Annotated in this window: 11 protein-coding genes; 5 read left to right on the top strand and 6 right to left on the bottom strand. The window is 59.5% G+C overall.

The annotated features are described in order from the left end of the window. The first annotated feature begins 2 nt into the window (after positions 1–2). The 3 genes from J0G10_RS08425 to aqpZ all read left to right on the top strand — a co-directional run bounded on the left by J0G10_RS08425 (position 3) and on the right by aqpZ (position 3,456). Positions 3–560, top strand: coding sequence for a peptidylprolyl isomerase (locus J0G10_RS08425; protein WP_095049280.1), 558 nt, complete (start codon positions 3–5; stop codon positions 558–560). 88 nt (positions 561–648) lie between these two features. Then, positions 649–2,481 carry an ABC transporter ATP-binding protein gene (locus J0G10_RS08420; RefSeq protein WP_093438109.1) on the top strand — a complete coding sequence of 611 codons (1,833 nt, stop codon included), beginning with the start codon at positions 649–651 and terminating at the stop codon, positions 2,479–2,481. A 279-nt stretch (positions 2,482–2,760) separates the two neighbouring features. After that, on the top strand, positions 2,761–3,456 hold the full coding sequence (gene aqpZ / locus J0G10_RS08415; protein WP_220558289.1) for an aquaporin Z: 696 nt from the start codon (positions 2,761–2,763) through the stop codon (positions 3,454–3,456). Positions 3,457–3,507: 51 nt separating this feature from the next. Here the strand turns inward: aqpZ and J0G10_RS08410 are convergent, their stop codons facing one another. Then, a complete protein-coding gene (locus J0G10_RS08410) occupies positions 3,508–4,632 on the bottom strand; it encodes a GNAT family N-acetyltransferase (RefSeq protein ID WP_220558288.1) in 1,125 nt (374 codons plus the stop codon). A 282-nt stretch (positions 4,633–4,914) separates the two neighbouring features. Between J0G10_RS08410 and J0G10_RS08405 the strand changes: the two genes are divergently transcribed. Continuing rightward, the gene (locus J0G10_RS08405) at positions 4,915–6,237 is read left to right on the top strand and encodes a putative porin (RefSeq protein WP_007914428.1); all 1,323 of its coding nucleotides are present in this window, start codon (positions 4,915–4,917) and stop codon (positions 6,235–6,237) included. A 191-nt stretch (positions 6,238–6,428) separates the two neighbouring features. Here the strand turns inward: J0G10_RS08405 and J0G10_RS08400 are convergent, their stop codons facing one another. The 5 genes from J0G10_RS08400 to aceK form a co-directional block, all read right to left on the bottom strand. Then, a complete protein-coding gene (locus J0G10_RS08400) occupies positions 6,429–6,668 on the bottom strand; it encodes an anti-sigma factor family protein (RefSeq protein ID WP_095049277.1) in 240 nt (79 codons plus the stop codon). After that, positions 6,662–7,273, bottom strand: a complete 612-nt coding sequence (locus J0G10_RS08395) for an RNA polymerase sigma factor (protein ID WP_093438125.1) — start codon at positions 7,271–7,273, stop codon at positions 6,662–6,664. The genes J0G10_RS08400 and J0G10_RS08395 overlap by 7 nt, the downstream gene beginning before the upstream one ends. A gap of 137 nt (positions 7,274–7,410) precedes the next feature. After that, positions 7,411–8,532 (bottom strand): beta-ketoacyl-ACP synthase III, encoded by a 1,122-nt coding sequence (locus tag J0G10_RS08390; RefSeq protein WP_095049275.1) that lies wholly within the window; start codon positions 8,530–8,532, stop codon positions 7,411–7,413. Between the two features lie 319 nt (positions 8,533–8,851). Then, positions 8,852–12,763 (bottom strand): ATP-dependent RNA helicase HrpA, encoded by a 3,912-nt coding sequence (gene hrpA, locus J0G10_RS08385; RefSeq protein ID WP_220558287.1) that lies wholly within the window; start codon positions 12,761–12,763, stop codon positions 8,852–8,854. Between the two features lie 423 nt (positions 12,764–13,186). Continuing rightward, positions 13,187–14,908 carry a bifunctional isocitrate dehydrogenase kinase/phosphatase gene (aceK, locus tag J0G10_RS08380; RefSeq protein WP_095125562.1) on the bottom strand — a complete coding sequence of 574 codons (1,722 nt, stop codon included), beginning with the start codon at positions 14,906–14,908 and terminating at the stop codon, positions 13,187–13,189. Between the two features lie 398 nt (positions 14,909–15,306). On the opposite strand from aceK, the gene J0G10_RS08375 reads away from it, so the two are divergent. Next, a complete protein-coding gene (locus tag J0G10_RS08375) occupies positions 15,307–16,932 on the top strand; it encodes a methyl-accepting chemotaxis protein (RefSeq protein WP_220558286.1) in 1,626 nt (541 codons plus the stop codon). The last annotated feature ends 17 nt before the right edge of the window (positions 16,933–16,949 follow it).

Raw genomic sequence — 16,949 nt, 5'->3', positions numbered from 1 at the left:
CCATGTTGAAAAAACTCGCCCTCGCCGCTGGTACTGTGCTGTTTGCCGCCAACCTGATGGCTGCCACGCCGGCCAAGGCACCGCACGTGCTGCTGGACACCACCAACGGCCAGATCGAAATCGAACTGGATCCGGTCAAGGCACCGATCAGCACCAAGAACTTTCTCGATTACGTGAACAGCGGCTTCTACAACAACACGATTTTCCACCGTGTGATCCCGGGCTTTATGGTCCAGGGCGGCGGTTTCACTCAACAGATGCAGCAGAAAGAAACCAAGGCTCCAATCAAGAACGAACACAAAAACGGTCTGGCTAACGTTCGTGGCACCTTGTCCATGGCTCGCACTTCCGTACCTGATTCGGCGACCAGCCAGTTCTTCATCAACGTCAAGGACAACGACTTCCTCGACCAGGGCGACGGCTACGCAGTATTCGGCAAAGTGGTCAAAGGCATGGACGTTGTAGACATCATCGTCAACTCGCCGACCACCACCAAAAGCGGCATGAAAGACGTACCTGCCGACCCTGTATTCATCAAGTCGGCCAAAGTCATCGACTAAGCTGTACAGGGCGTATCGAGCGGCGCTGGCCTGATCCCGCGCCGCTCACACCGATAAAAGGAGAGCCCGTGCTCCGGGCGGTTATCTGATGCTCTATCGCCGTTTCGAACAACTGATCGACGTGTTCCGCGACGCCCCCACGGCATCCCCGCCGGATCGCGTGCTGCCCTTCTACACCTATTACCTGAAGCAGGTCTGGCCGAGTTTTGCCGCCCTGCTCACCGTCGGACTGTTCGGCGCCTTGATCGAAGTGGCGTTGTTCAGCTACCTCAGTCGCATCATTGACCTCGCCCAAGGTGCACCGAATCCGAATTTCTTTCAGGAGCATGGCCTGGAATTGGCCTGGATGGCCGTGGTCGCGCTGATCTTGCGCCCGGTCTTTGTCGGCTTGCACGACCTGCTGGTCCACCAGACCCTGAGCCCGAGCATGACCAGCATGATCCGCTGGCAGAACCACAGCTACGTGCTCAAGCAGAGCCTTAACTTTTTCCAGAATGACTTCGCTGGTCGTATCGCCCAACGCATCATGCAGACGGGCAACTCGCTACGTGACTCTGCGGTGCAAGCAGTGGATGCGTTGTGGCATGTGCTGATCTACGCGATCAGCTCGCTGGTGCTGTTCGCCGAGGCGGACTGGCGCCTGATGATTCCGTTGCTGACGTGGATCGCCGCTTACATTGGCGCGCTCTGTTACTTCGTGCCGCGGGTCAAGGAACGCTCGGTGGTGTCCTCCGATGCACGCTCCAAACTGATGGGGCGGATCGTCGATGGTTACACCAATATCGCCACCCTGAAGCTGTTCGCCCATACCAATTACGAGCAGCAATACGCCCGCGAAGCAATCGAAGAACAAACCGAAAAAGCCCAACTGGCGGGCCGCGTTGTGACCAGCATGGACATCGCCATTACCACCATGAACGGCCTGTTGATCGTCGGCACCACAGGCCTGGCCTTGTGGCTGTGGACGCAATCGCTGATCACTGTCGGGGCGATTGCCCTGGCAACCGGTCTGGTGATTCGCATCGTCAACATGTCCGGCTGGATCATGTGGGTGGTCACCGGCATTTTCGAAAACATCGGCATGGTCCAGGACGGCTTACAGACCATTTCGCAACCGGTCAGCGTCACCGATCACGAGCAGGCCAAACCGCTGGAAGTGGCCCGTGGCGAAGTGCGTTTCGAGCACGTGGATTTTCACTACGGCAAGAAGCGCGGGATCATCGGCGATCTCAATCTGAACATCAAACCGGGTGAGAAAATCGGTTTGATCGGGCCGTCCGGCGCCGGCAAATCGACGCTGGTCAATCTATTGCTGCGCCTGTACGACGTCGAGGGTGGGCGGATTTTGATTGATGGCCAGAACATCGCCGAAGTCGGTCAGGAAAGCCTGCGTGCACGGATCGGCATGATCACCCAGGACACCTCGCTGCTGCACCGTTCGATCCGCGACAACTTGCTGTACGGCAAACCGGATGCGACCGACGCAGAACTGTGGGACGCGGTGCACAAGGCGCGCGCCGATGAGTTCATTCCGCTGTTGTCGGACGCTGAAGGTCGCACGGGTTTCGATGCGCATGTCGGTGAGCGTGGGGTGAAATTGTCCGGTGGTCAGCGTCAACGCATTGCGATTGCGCGGGTGCTGCTCAAGGACGCGCCGATTTTGATCATGGACGAAGCGACCTCGGCGCTGGATTCGGAAGTCGAGGCGGCGATTCAGGAAAGCCTGGAAACGTTGATGCAGGGCAAAACCGTGATCGCGATTGCGCACCGACTCTCGACCATTGCCCGTATGGATCGCCTGGTGGTGCTGGAGAACGGCAAGATTGCCGAGAGCGGCACCCATGCTGAACTGCTGGCCCATCGCGGTTTGTATGCACGACTTTGGGCGCACCAGACCGGAGGGTTTGTCGGCATCGATTGACCTTCCCATGATCGTTCCCACGCTCTGCGTGGGAATGCAGCCCGTGACGCTCCGCGTCACTGGACGCAGAGCGTCCCTTGAGGCGTTCCCACGCAGAGCGTGGGAACGATCACCGCCACAGCCCGCAAACCACGGGCGCTGGCGGTTTTTTGTGGCCGCTGGAAATCCGCAGAAAGCCTGCTGTACTCAGCCAAGGTTTCGGCACGAAACCTGTCGTAAATCTGCAGGGATGCACAACTCGATGCAGTCTCGATAGCAGGGCTATCAAGGACGCCTCTCATGTCTCTGTTCAAACGTTCAGTCACTGAGTTGTTGGGTACGTTCTGGTTAGTATTGGGTGGTTGCGGCAGCGCGGTGATCGCCGCGTCTTCACCGTTGGGAATCGGGGTGCTGGGGGTGGCCCTGGCGTTTGGTCTGACGGTGCTGACCATGGCATTCGCCATCGGTCACATCAGCGGATGTCACCTAAACCCGGCCGTGTCGGTCGGTCTGTTCGTCGGCGGTCGGTTTCCGGCCAAAGAGTTGCCCGCCTACATCATCGCGCAGGTGCTCGGCGCGATTCTCGCGGCGTCGCTGATTGCGCACATTGCCAGCGGCAAGGAGGGTTTCGATATCGCCGCCGGCCTCGCATCCAATGGTTATGGCGAGCATTCGCCGGGGAAGTATTCCATGGCGGCGGGGTTTGTGACCGAGCTGGTGATGACGGCGATGTTCGTGATCATCATTCTGGGCGCGACCGATAGACGCGCACCACCGGGGCTGGCACCGATCGCCATCGGCCTGGGCCTGACGCTGATTCACCTGATCTCGATTCCCGTCACCAACACCTCGGTGAACCCGGCTCGTAGCACCGGGCCGGCATTGATGGTCGGCGGCTGGGCGATTGCGCAGTTGTGGATGTTCTGGGTCGCGCCGTTGATTGGCGCGGTGGTCGGTGGCGGGATCTATCGCTGGTTGGGCAAAGAGGAAACCTGAGGTGTGCCTGAGATCCCCTTGTAGGAGCTGCCGAAGGCTCCTACAGGGGATCTATGTCTGGCGGTAGGGCAAGGCTGTTTTCGCTTCTTCGGCATACGCGAGGATGCCGGCGCGTTCCTGATGCAGGAAATCCTTCACCGCAGCGTTCAGACCTGGGTGCCGCAGGTAATGCCACGAATGGGTGATCACCGGTTCAAACCCGCGAATCAACTTGTGCTCGCCCTGAGCGCCAGCATCGAAACGCTGATAACCCTGCGCGATCGCATAATCCATGCCCTGGTAAAAACACGTCTCAAAGTGCAGCCGATCAAACTCCGCCAGACAGCCCCAATAGCGTCCGTAGAAACTGTCGCCCCCCACCAGACTGAAGGCCATCGCCACCGGCCGTGAGCCTTGTTTGGCCAGTACCACGCGGATCGCCTCGGGCATACGCTCGGCCAGCAGACTGAAAAACTCCCGCGTCAGATACGGCGTCTGGCGCCGCACCGCATAGGTGTTGGCGTAACAGGCATAGACAAAATCCCACTGCGCCTCGTCCAGCTCGCGCCCCTCCCGCCATTCAAATTCAAAACCCTGCCCCGCCACTTGCTCGCGCTCCTTGCGCATCTGTTTGCGCTTGCGCGAACTGAGTACGTCGAGGAAATCCTGAAAGTCGCGATACCCGCGATTCTGCCAGTGATACTGACAGCCAATGCGTTGCAGCCAACCCGGTTGTTCGGCCATCGCCGCGTCGGTAAACGGGTCAGTGAAATTGATGTGCGCGCTGGAAAGCCCTTCGATTTCCAGGTAACCGGGCAGGCTCTTGAGCAGCTCGAAACCGTCTTCGACATTGGCCGCCAACAAGCGCGGGCCGCTCACCGGACTGAATGGCACGGCGGTCAAAAGCTTGGGGTAGTAATCGATGCCGGCGCGGGCGCAGGCGTCGGCCCAGCCGTGATCGAACACGTACTCGCCGTAGGAATGCCACTTGCGATAACTGGGCAGTGCGGCGATCAGTCGATCATCTTCAATATGCAGCAAATGCTCAGGTTGCCAGCCGGTATGAGGGCCAACGCTGCCACTGTCTTCCAGTGCACTGAGAAAAGCGTGGCGCAGAAATGGCTGGCTTTCAGGCACCAGCGCATCCCAGGTTGCCGGAGCGATTTGCGACAGGTTTTGCAGGCATTGCAACGGCATCGACAGCTCTCCACAACAGGACTTCAGCGCCCGGCGAGTATCGCCGATTGCGCGCCATTGCACACCCGCAATCGGCCGACAGCGCTCTAGATCAATAGTTCAGGCCAAATCGATATCGTCATCAACCTGCCATCACTGTGCCACTGGTCTGTCATAAACCATCGCGATACTGGCGCCTGTTTTTAGAGCGCCGGGTTCTACCCGGACACTGTTTTCCGACGTTCGAATCGTCGGTTGTGCCCCGGATGGTTGTGCCATCCCCTCTCATCTTCGGAGATTGCTATGCGTCTTGCTTCCACGAAAACTGCGGCGGCCCTGTGCGGTGGCTTGTTGCTGGCCATGAGTGTTCCGGCCAGTGCTGCAGTCGACGCCAAACTGCTCGACATGCTCAAGGCTAACGGTTCCATTTCCCAGGCGCAGTACATCGAACTGCAAACTGAACTGGCCAAGGATCAGAAGGCTCAGCAAATCGCGCAGCAGGCGCAGCAAGAGACCAACGAACAAGTCGCCGCTGTTGCGAAGAAAACCAACGAACAAAGCGTCTTCGACCAGAAACTCGCCTGGGCGGCCAAGACCCAGTTCAAGGGCGATGTGCGTATCCGCCAGGAAACCATCAAGATCGACGGCGAGCCGAACAACGGTGGCCGCGACAAGGACCGTCAGCGCATTCGTGCCCGTCTGGGTGCCTACACCGAGATCAACCCGCAAGTCGACACCGGTATCCGTATCGCCACCGGCGGCGGCGATGATGCCCGTTCGACCAACCAGGACCAGGACAACTACTTCGACAAGAAGCAGATCTGGCTGGATCTGGGCTACATCGACTACCACCCTGACCAGATCAAGAACCTGCACATCATCGGCGGCAAGATGCTCCAGCCGTGGGTCAGCATGGGCGACGTGATCTGGGATAGCGACATCAACCCGGAAGGTCTGGCCGTTACCTACAAATACCCGTTGGGCAGCAGCGCCGAACTGTTCGGCAGCCTGGGTAACTACAACCTTAAGGACAACGTTGACGGCGATGGCGTGCAATTCCGTCACGACCTGCGTCTGACCGCCGGCCAGTTGGGTAGCCGCTTCAACATCACCGACAACTTGAAAGTGACTCTGGGCGGTAGTGTCTACGCCTACCAGAACGACGAAGACAGCCGCTGCACCGGCACGTCCACACCGTGCGCCCTGGCAGTCAATGGCAACTCGGCCAACAACGAATTCCGTCTGTATGAAGGGTTCAGCCAGGTCGACATCGGCGGTCTGCCAATGCCACTGTCGTTCTACGGTCAGTACGTGAAGAACAACGATGCCGTGACCGATCAGGACACTGCGTGGCTGTTGGGTGCCAAGTCGAAAGTCTTCGGCCTGAACCTCGATTACAACTACCGCGACGTGCAGCGCAACGCTGTGGTCGGCGCCTTTACCGACTCCGACTTCGCCAACGGCACCACTGGTTCGCGCGGTCACAAGTTCAAGGTCGGTTACGACATCGACAAGAACTTCGCCATCGGTGCCACGTACTTCCTGACCAAGGCTGACTTCGCCAGCCGTACCCAGCGTGACGCTGACGCCAACACCTTGCAGCTGGACGCGGAAGCCAAGTTCTAAAACGCTTCACCCTATAGCCCTGTGCGGGCGGGACGATCCCCATCATCCGTTCGTTTCACCCGCACTGGGTTATTTCTGCAGGATGCAAAAACCCCATGTAGGAGCTGCCGAAGGCTCGGGCCGCGATCGGACGATCTTTTGATCTTGAAAACAAGATCAAAAGATCGCAGCCTCGTTTCACTCGACAGCTCCTACAGGGGGTTATCTTTTCGTCGTTGCTCGGCCAGGCGTTCGGCCAGTTCTTCGACGCCTTCCAGCGGTGGTTCCGGCATCGCCTTCAAGGTCGCTTGCATCAAACGCATCTGGCGAATGAAACGCCGACAGTTCGGGCAGAACATCAGATGATGACGCACCATCAGCTTTTCGCGAAAGCTCAATTGGCCATCGAGATAATCGCTGGAGCGCGCCACTTGTTCCTTACAGGTCAGCATTCTCCGGTCTCCTCAAAATGCTCCACGGTCGCGAAGACTTTCAGCCGCGCACGATGCAGCAGCACACGGACATTGGAGAGCGAGATCTCCAGAAGATTACAGATCTCCTCCAGCTCCAGCCCCTGGCGTTCGCGCAACAACAAAACGCTGCTTTGCAGTTCCGACAGGTTCAGCAGGGTGTGCTCCAGACAGTCACGCAATTCACCTTCGGTCAGCAAGGCTTCCGGGGTGTCCTGATGCCAGGCGAACGGGGCAACCAGCCAATGGCCGTCACCGGGAGAAAAGCGGTCATCGTCGATCGTGCCATGGGGTGACGGCAGATCATCCATCAACACTTCCCGGCGATTTTGTTTATAACGGCTTTTGGCCGAGTTGGCCGTGATGGTCAGCAGCCAGGTCTTGAGACTGGAGCGACCTTCGAAACTGGCGATGTGGCGCACCACCGATAGCCAGGCATCCTGCACCACTTCTTCGACATGACGCTGGCCGACAATCGCATACGCCACGGCGCGCATAGCGCTCTGATACGTCGTCACCAGTTCCTTGAAAGCCTTTTGCTCACCCGCCAGCAGGCGCGCAAGCAGTTGGGTGTCGTCAGCCGCCATCCAAAAATCTCCTTGTGCCGATTCCGAAAATGATAGCGGCAGGTCTTCACCTGCCGCCATTTCCGAAAAATTACAGCGTTTGAGCCGATTCGGATGTAGGAAAGGTCGGCGCGATTAGGAGGAAATTAAACCGATTTTCAACGCTTGCGCAGAATCACGCTACCGATCGAATAGCCTGCACCGAACGAACTCAACACCGCCAGCGAACCGGCAGCCAGATCATCCTGATACTTGTGGAAAGCAATCACCGAACCCGCCGAGCTGGTGTTGGCGTAGGTGTCGAGAATCACCGGGGCTTCTTCTTCAGTGGCTTCGCGACCCAGCAACTTGCGCACGATCAGGTGGTTCATGCTCAAGTTGGCCTGGTGCAGCCAGAAGCGCTTCACGTCGCCGACGTTAAGCTGGTTCTCTTGCAGATGTTCGCCGATCAGCTCGGCAACCATCGGGCAGACATCCTTGAACACCTTGCGGCCTTCCTGCACGAACAGTTTGTCGCGGGCACCAATGCCCTCTTCCGCCGCGCGGTTGAGGAAACCGAAATTGTTGCGGATGTTGTTGGAGAACTTGGTCAGCAGCTTGGTGCTGACCACGTCGAACTGGTGTTTGGACGTCGCGGTCTCAGCGCGCTCGATGATCACTGCCGTCGCGGCATCGCCAAAGATGAAGTGGCTGTCGCGGTCACGGAAGTTCAGGTGACCGGTGCAGACTTCCGGGTTGACCATCAGGATCGCCCGGGCCTGGCCCAGCTGCACGCTGTTGGCAGCAGCCTGGATGCCGAAAGTCGCCGAGGAACAGGCCACGTTCATGTCGAAACCGAAACCCTGAATGCCCAGAGCTTCCTGGACTTCGATGGCGATGGCCGGGTAGGCGCGCTGCAGGTTGGAACAGGCAACGATGACGCCGTCGATGTCGGCAGCAGTTTTGCCGGCACGTTGCAGGGCCTGTTCGGCAGCGCCGATAGCCATCTGGCAAAGCACCGACCATTCGTCGTTGGAACGCTCCGGCAGACGCGGGGCCATGCGTTGCGGATCGAGGATGCCGTCCTTGTCCATGACAAAGCGGCTCTTGATGCCTGAAGCTTTTTCGATGAACGCGGCGCTGGATTCAGTCAGGGCCTGGACCTCGCCGCTGGCAATGGCCTCGGCGTTGTCGGCGTTGAACTGGGCGACGTAGGTATTGAAAGACTGCACCAGCTCTTCATTGGAGATGCTGTTGGCCGGGGTGTACAGGCCGGTGCCGCTGATGACGACGTTATGCATGGTCGTTTCTCTAATCTGTTCAGGCAGAAAGTGCTGGAACCGTCGTACCAACACACAAAGGGTCTATTCCCATCCGGGGGACGCAAACCTGGCATCGCTTTATTCCGTCGCGCGAACCGGCCGAAGGCTCTGGGTCGCGAAACCGGCGTTTATGGTCGCGAAGTTTGCCATAAACGCGGGGTTTTGGCGCCTTTCTCAAGATCAACACGGATGATCGTTCCCACGCTCCTGCGTGGGAATGCAGCCCGTGACGCTCCGCGTCACTGGACGCGGAGCGTCCCCAGAGGCATTCCCACGCAGAGCGAGGGAACGATCAGCGTTACGGTTCGACCTGGCTCCACTGCTTGTTCAGGCGTTTGTCGGAGATCGGAACTTTCGTCCCCAACTGCTGGGCGAACAGCGACACCCGGTATTCCTCCAGCCACCAGCGATACAGCTCAAGCTGCGGATCGCGTTTGCCTTCCTGGGCATGTTTCGCCGCACGAGTCTGGTATTGCCCCCAGAGGCCGGCGAGTTCGCCGCTCCAGACCCGATCCTTCTGCACCTGCGCGCCGAGCTTTTCGAAACGCTGCTCGACCGCTTTCAGGTAACGCGGCAACTCCTTAAGCCACTGCATCGGCGTTTCGCGGACAAACCCCGGATACACCAGATTGTTGATTTGCTGCTTGATGTCATTGAGCGCCACGGCCTGGGCCAGATCGATCTTGCCCTTGAAGCGCTTTTGCAGGCCGTGCCACAGCTTGAGAATCTCCAGGGTCAACCGGGCCACGCGCTCGGCGTGCTCGGTCCAGTTGCCGCGTTTGCGCTCGGCCAGTGCCGCCAAACCGGCGCCGTCGCGGGGCAACGGGTCTTCGCCTTCGAGAATGCAGCTGTCGAGGCTCGCCAGCAGAATGTCTTCGACCAGCGCATCAACCCGGCCCAACTCGCGATAGAGCAAGCCCAGCTCAGTCTGCCCCGGCAACTTGCCACGCAGGAACTTGGCCGGTTCCGCAAGTTGCTGCATCAACAACCGCTGCAAGGCGCGACGATGCTGGAATTCGGCTTCGGCCGGGGTCGAGAAGCGCCCTTCCTTGACCGTGCCGCCCTCTTCAACCAGCGCCGGATATACCGTCATCGACAGCCCGGCGATCTTCTGTTGAGTCTTTTCTGCCACCGGGGCGAAGACCTTGGCCTCCACCGGTTGCTGACTTTTCGCACTCTGCGGCACCGCCAGCGCGGCCTGACTGGCTTCGGCAAACCGTGCGGTCAGCTCGGCCAGATCGCGACCTTCGCCGAGGAATTTGCCTTGGCCGTCGACAATTTCCAGGTTCATCCGCAGATGCCCCTCGACGCCTTGCTCGGCTTCGGCCCACGCCTCGTCGCTGACCCGCGCGCCAGTCATGCGCAGCAGTTCGCGACCGAGCGCTTGCGGCAACGAACCCTCGGCAAAGGTCATGCGTTGCAGCGCAGCTTTGATGAAGTCCGGCACCGGCACGAAGTTCTTGCGCAGGGCCTTCGGCAGGTTGCGCACAAGGGCGATGCACTTGGCCTCGATCAGCCCCGGCACCAGCCATTCCAGGCGTTCCGGTGGCAGCATCGGCAACAGCGGGGCCGGCACGCGCAGAGTCACGCCGTCGCGCGGATGATTGGGTTCGAAGTGGTAGGTCAGTGCCAACTCCAGATCGCCGATGTGCAACGTGTCCGGGTAATCCCGCGCGGTGACTTCACTGGCTTCGCGGGCCAGCACGTCTTCTTCGCGCATGATCAACAACTGCGGATTCTTCTGGCTGTTGATGCGGTACCAACTGTCGAAGGTCGCGGTCTGGTGAATCTCCGCCGGCAACCGCGCGTCGTAGAACGCGTACAGGGTTTCTTCATCCGCGAGAATGTCGCGACGACGGGCTTTTGCTTCCAGTTCGTCGAGCTGTTCAAGCAACTGTTGGTTGGCGGTCAGGCACTTGGCTTTCGATTGAATCTCGCCACGCACCAGACCTTCACGGATAAACAATTCGCGAGAAACCACCGGATCCACCGGGCCGTAATGCACCGGCCGGCGGCCGACCACGATCAGCCCGAACAGAGTGATCTGCTCGTAGGCCACGACCTGGCCGCGCTTCTTTTCCCAATGCGGTTCGAAGTGGTTTTTCTTGATCAGGTGCCCGGCCAACGGCTCGATCCAGTCGGCGTCGATCTTGGCGACCATGCGTGCATAAAGCTTGGTGGTTTCCACCAGCTCAGCGGTCATCAGCCATTGCGGTCGCTTCTTGCCGATGCCCGACGACGGGTGAATCCAGAAACGTCGCTGACGCGCGCCGAGGTAATCCCCATCCTCGGTTTTCTGACCGATCTGGCTGAGCAAGCCGACCAGCACCGCTTTGTGCAGTTTCGGGTAATCCGCCGGCTCTTTGTTGAGGCTCAGCTGCATGTCGCGGCAGATCAGGCTCAACTGCCGATGCGAGTCGCGCCACTCGCGCAGACGCAGATAGTTGAGGAAGTTTTTGCGGCACCAGTTGCGCAGCGGGCTCGCGGTCAATGCTTGGCGCTGCTCTTCGAAACCGCGCCACAGATTCACCAGTCCGGCGAAGTCAGAATCAACGTCTTTCCATTGCGCGTGGGCTTGATCAGCGGCTTGTTGACGCTCCGGGGGACGCTCGCGCGGGTCCTGAATCGACATCGCACTGGCGACGATCAGCACTTCCTGCAAACTGCCGAGCTTGGCCGCTTCAAGCAGCATGCGGCCCATGCGCGGGTCGACCGGCAGGCGCGCAAGTTGACGACCGAGCGGGGTCAACTGACTGTTGCGATCCACCGCCGAGAGTTCTTGCAGCAGATTGAAACCGTCGCTGATCGCCTTGCCATCCGGCGGCTCGATAAACGGGAACGCGGTGATCTCGCCGAGACGCAGATGCAGCATCTGCAGAATCACGGCAGCGAGGTTGGTGCGCAGAATCTCTGGATCGGTGAATTCCGGGCGCCCGTTAAAATCTTCTTCGCTGTACAGCCGAATACAAATGCCCGGCTCAACCCGCCCGCAACGACCTTTACGCTGGTTGGCGCTGGCCTGGGAAATCGCCTCGATCGGCAGACGCTGGACCTTGGCGCGATAGCTGTAGCGGCTGATGCGCGCGGTGCCGCTGTCGATCACGTAACGAATGCCCGGCACAGTCAACGAGGTCTCGGCGACGTTGGTCGCCAGCACCACGCGACGGCCCGGGTGCGACTGGAAAATCCGCTGCTGCTCGGCGGGCGACAAGCGCGCGTACAACGGCAGGATTTCAGTGTGTTTGATCTGCGCCTTGCGCAGCATGTCGGCAGCGTCGCGAATCTCGCGCTCGCCGGGCAGGAACACCAGCACGTCACCGGGGCTGCGACGCTCGCTGCGCTCGTAAGCGGCGATTTCATCAAGGGTCGCGAGAATCGCCTGATCCACCGTCAGGTCGTCTTCGACGCGGTTGCCCTCTTCGTCCTGCTCCAGGGTCAGCGGGCGATACCAGGTGTCCACCGGGAAGGTGCGGCCGGAGACTTCGACAATTGGCGCATCGTCGAAGTGCTTGGAGAAGCGCTCCAGATCGATGGTCGCCGAGGTGATGATGACTTTCAGGTCCGGGCGACGCGGCAGCAGGGTTTTCAGGTAGCCGAGCAGGAAGTCGATGTTGAGGCTGCGTTCGTGGGCTTCGTCGACGATGATCGTGTCGTAGCGTTCGAGGTAGCGATCGTTCTGGGTTTCCGCCAGCAGAATACCGTCGGTCATCAGCTTGATCAGGGTGTTGGAATCGCTTTGATCCTCGAAACGCACCTGATAGCCGACCAGCGCACCGAGCGGCGTAGCGAGTTCTTCGGCGACCCGGCTGGCGACGCTGCGCGCAGCGATTCGACGCGGTTGGGTGTGGCCGATCAGACCATGCTGGCCGCGACCGATTTCCAGACAGATTTTTGGCAACTGGGTGGTTTTACCCGAGCCGGTTTCGCCGGCGATGATCAGCACTTGATGCTTTTCCAGCGCCTTCTTGATCTCGTCGCGCTTGGCCGCAATCGGCAAACTGTCGTCGTAACGAATCACCGGCAGGCTAGCGCGGCGGGCCAGCACCTGATCACAGGACGCCTGCATGCGCGTCACCCACTGGGCCAGTTTGGCCTCGTCGGGTTTCTTGCGCAGCTCAAGCAACTGCCGCCGCAGCCGGTGACGGTCGGCGAGCATGGCGTGATCGAGGTTCTTCAGCAGTTTGTCGATGGAGGGCGATTCGTCGGTCATCGGGTAGGCAATTCGGTCGTCTATTTATGCAGGGGGCGGATTGTCGCAGATTTGGCGGATTTGTGGCGTGTCAGGGGGATTGCAGCCCTCACCCTAGCCCTCTCCCAAAGGGAGAGGGGACCGATTGGGGGATATTCCAGAGGCCCATCGACCTGAAAGAAATTTACCGAATCCATAATCGCCAAGGCCTTTCAGGTAGGCGTTCGACTTGAGGCACCTCGGCAGGCCCCCTCTCGCTCTGGGAGAGGGGACCGATTGGGGGATGCTGAAGATGTTCAGCGACTTGAAACTGCTTTACCGAATCCATAATCGCCAAAATCTTTCAGGTCAATGTTTGGCGCAAGACACCTCGGTCGGCCCCCTCTCCCTACGGGCGGTCCGACGTTTCGGGAGGGCTGGGGTGAGGGTGTTTTTTTAAAAGAGCTACTCGTTGTCGAGGCCTTTACGCCGATACGGGAAAACATCAATGACCTTCCCCGCCCGAATCGCCTCTTGCAGGCTCTTCCAGTAATCCGCGTTATACAGCTCGCCATGCAACTGATCGAACAACTTGCGCTGCCCCGAATCGGCAAACAGAAACGGCGGAAACTCCTCAGGAAAGACATCCAGCGGCCCGATCGAATACCACGGCTCCGACGCCATTTCATCCTCCGGTGTGCGCGGTTGCGGGATGTGGCGGAAGTTGGCTTCGGTCAGGAAGCAGATTTCGTCGTAGTCGTAGAACACCACGCGCCCGTGGCGAGTGACGCCGAAGTTCTTCAGCAACATGTCACCGGGAAAGATGTTCGCCGCCGCCAGTTGCTTGATCGCCAGGCCGTAATCCTCCAGCGCCTCACGCACCTGCGCATCGTTGGCGTTTTCCAGATAGAGGTTGAGCGGGGTCATCCGCCGCTCGGTCCAGCAGTGACGGATCAACACCGTGTCGCCCTCGACCGACACCGTCGACGGCGCCACCTCCAGCAGCTCCTCCAGGCACGCCGGATCAAACTTGCTCAACGGAAAACGGAAATCGGCGAACTCCTGGGTATCGGCCATGCGCCCTACCCGGTCGACGCTTTTCACCAGTCGGTACTTCTCGATCACCGTGGCGCGGTCGACGTTTTTCGACGGCGAAAAACGGTCTTTGATGATCTTGAACACGGTGTTGAAGCCCGGCAGCGTAAACACGCTCATGACCATGCCGCGCACGCCCGGCGCCATGATGAACTGATCATCGGTGTTGGCCAGGTGATTGATCAGCGCGCGGTAAAACTCGGACTTGCCGTGCTTGTAGAAGCCGATTGAGGTGTACAACTCGGCAATGTGCTTGCCCGGCAGAATGCGTCGCAGGAAGCCGATGAACTCCGCCGGCACCGGTACATCGACCATGAAATACGAACGGGTGAACGAGAAGATGATCGATACATCAGCTTCGTCGGTGATCAACGCGTCGATCTGAATCCCGCGCCCTTCCCGGTGCAGCAGCGGAATCACCAGCGGCCACTGTTCGTCGCGGGTGTAGATGCGTCCGACCAGATACGCGCCCTTGTTACGGTACAGCACCGAGGAAAACAGCTCGACGCTGAGTTCCGGGTCCTTGCACACCCAGTCCGGCAGGTTCTCGCGCAGTTGCGCTTCGAGGCGGCGTAGGTCACCCGGCAGATCGGCGTAATCCTCGCTGAAACGGTAATCGGCAAAAATACTCGCGAGCATCCCCGACAACTGCCCCTGCGGTTTGTAGGTGCGGGTTTGCGCGGCGCGGGCTCGGCGCAGGCTCGGGCGGGTGGTGTGAATGAACATGCAGCCGTCGCTGATCAGGTCGTGGCTGAACAGCCCGCAGAAAATCGAGTTGTACCAGGTCTCGGACAACTCATCATCGAAGCGCAGGTCGATGACGCTGATGTAGGCACTTTTCACCAGCGGCCAGCAGCTGACGTTCATCAGCGTTTCATCATCGAAGTATTCGCGCAGGCGAGCGATGGTTTCGCCGACCTTTTCTTCGTAGAGATTGATCCGTGCCGCCGACGCCGTTTGCGTCTCCTGCCAGCGCGCCTGCTCGAAACGCTCCCGGGCGCCGTCGGTGATTCGCCGGAAATGCTCGCGGTAATCGTCAAAGCCATCGAGGATCATGCGGGCGATATCGGTGGCGGGCCATTGCTGCGGCATAGATAAGACCTCTGCGTGCATGGGAAATCTGTGCTGAGCTTAGCCACGCAAGCGTGTGCGCGTGAAGTGCAATTTCGGCCAATTCTGCGTCGGGGTTGTACAACGGCACAGTTTTCAGCAAAGTTTTTTTAATCGACCGTTCGGTCAGTTAATCGCCTGAGCGGTTCTTCTTGTCGCCCCGCGCCAGCCCGCGAATTCGCTGGGTTTCGGCTCCAATACTGACCAGACGCGTCTAGCTCGTTGCTTTGCTGCGCATGCGTTTACCGACAGCGACGCTTCCAGATTGGTCTTACCAAAATAGTGGCGCTTTGATATACAGCCCGCCATTACCCCCTTCATAACAAGATCCTCGCTGACGAGGACGACCTCCCCCCCCTCAAAGATCAAGGAGCACACTGATGTCTATCCGGAATCTGCGCATAGGTTTGCGCGCCAGTTTGAGCTTTGCCGTTTTGGCCGGTCTGCTGGTGGTGGTCGGCCTGTTCGGGCTGGGCCAGATGAAAACCCTGCGCGAGAGTGCAGCAGTGATTGAAGAATCATGGATGCCAAGCATCGAGAACATCCATGTCGCGGCGGCGAACATCGCCAGCATTCGCCTCGAATCGTTGCGCCTGATCACCAGCACCCAACCTGCCGTGCGCGACAGAAGCAAAGGCATCATCAAAGCGCAGCGCGAAGAATTGCTCAAACGCCTCGCCGATCACAAAACCCTGCTCTCCAGCGAAGAAGAACGAGTGATGCTCGACGGCTTGAATGCCAACACGGCCAAGTACATGAACATCCTCGAACAGATCATCGGCCAGATCGACGCCGGGCAAAGTGAACAGGCCTACACGCGGCTTAACAATGAACTGGCGCCACAGGGAACGCTGCTCGACAAGGCCCTGGAACAGATGATCTCGTTCAATCAGCAAGGCGCCAATACCGCCGCCGCTGCCGCCGCAACGATATATCTACGGGCATTGTGGATCGTCGCGACCATCATCGTGGTTGCCCTGATTGCCACGCTGCTATTGGCCTGGCAGTTGACGCGTAGTATTACCACCCCGATCAATCAGGCGCTGAATGTCGCAAGGCGCATTGCTGCCGGTGATCTCAGCGCACAGATCGTCAGCACTGGTAAAGATGAGGCTGCAGATCTGCTCGACGCCTTGGCCGAGATGCAGGGCAATCTGCGCTCGACTATTCGCGGCATCAGCGAATCGGCACAGCAACTGGCTTCCGCGGCCGAGGAAATGAGTTCGGTGATGGAGCAAAGCACTCGCGGCCTGCAACAGCAGAACGATCAGATCGAACAAGCCGCCACCGCAGTCACGGAGATGAGCACCGCGGTGGACGAAGTCGCGGCCAACGCGGTGTCCAGCGCCGAGGCGTCCGCCGCGTCGAACGAGGACAGCAAGCACGGCCATGTGCAGGTCAGCGAAACCATCAGTTCGATTCAGGAACTGGTCGATGCGGTACTCGGTGCTTCCGAACAAGCCGAAGGCCTGGCCACGCAGGCACAGGACATCAGCAAAGTGCTGGAAGTGATTCGCGGGATTGCCGGACAGACCAACCTGCTGGCGCTCAATGCGGCGATCGAAGCGGCCCGCGCCGGTGAAGCCGGGCGCGGCTTTGCGGTGGTCGCCGATGAAGTGCGTTCGCTGGCACAACGCACGCAGAACTCCACTGAGGAAATCGAGCTGATGATCAGCAGCATCCAGCAAGGCACAGGCGCTACCGTGGGCGCATTGCAAAGCAGCGCCGAGCAGGCGGGTCAGACGCTGCGCCGGGCCAACAGCGCAGGTCAGGCGCTGGAGAAAATCACCGCGTCGATCTCGCAGATCAACCAGCGCAATCTGGTGATCGCCAGTGCAGCCGAGCAACAGGCCTTGGTCGCTCGCGAAGTCGATCAGAATCTGGTGACCATCCGCGACCTCTCGACCCAGACCGCCGCTGGCGCCACCCAGACCTCGGCCGCAAGCCAGGAGCTGTCGCGTCTGGCCGTCGACTTGAACGGCCTGGTTACACGCTTTGTGATCTGAACGAACAGTTGCATGCC

The organism is Pseudomonas germanica (assembly GCF_019614655.1).
Lineage (GTDB): Bacteria > Pseudomonadota > Gammaproteobacteria > Pseudomonadales > Pseudomonadaceae > Aquipseudomonas > Aquipseudomonas neuropathica.
The sequence above is the reverse complement of the archived record's forward strand: the minus strand, read 5'-3'. Positions and strand labels throughout refer to the sequence as shown.